Raw genomic sequence first — 252 nt, 5'->3', positions numbered from 1 at the left:
CGACTCGGCAGCCTGGTCCTGACGCATTCGTGGGACCGCCAGGTACCGGCGCTCGGCGACATCGCGCGCGACGACCGGCCTCCGGTGAAACCGGTGTTCTACGCGTTCCGCCTGATGGTGGGCATCGGCATGCTGATGCTGCTACTGGCCCTGACATCGGCATGGGCGTGGTGGCGCGGCACGCTCGAAACGCGCCGCCGGCTGCACGTCGCGTGGAACGCGATGCTGCCCGCCGGCTTCGTGGCGATCATC

1 protein-coding gene is annotated in these 252 nt (G+C 69.4%); it reads left to right on the top strand.

Annotated features, from left to right (window positions below; genetic code table 11):
- Positions 1-252: cytochrome ubiquinol oxidase subunit I (locus OH705_RS28125; protein ID WP_267303557.1), on the top strand; the 252-nt coding region annotated here is incomplete at both ends.

Origin of the sequence: Pseudomonas sp. BJa3, from assembly GCF_026343815.1 — a bacterium.
Classification (GTDB): domain Bacteria; phylum Pseudomonadota; class Gammaproteobacteria; order Pseudomonadales; family Pseudomonadaceae; genus Aquipseudomonas; species Aquipseudomonas soli.
Note: the sequence above shows the minus strand (reverse complement) of the source record. Positions and strands in the feature narration are given on the sequence as shown.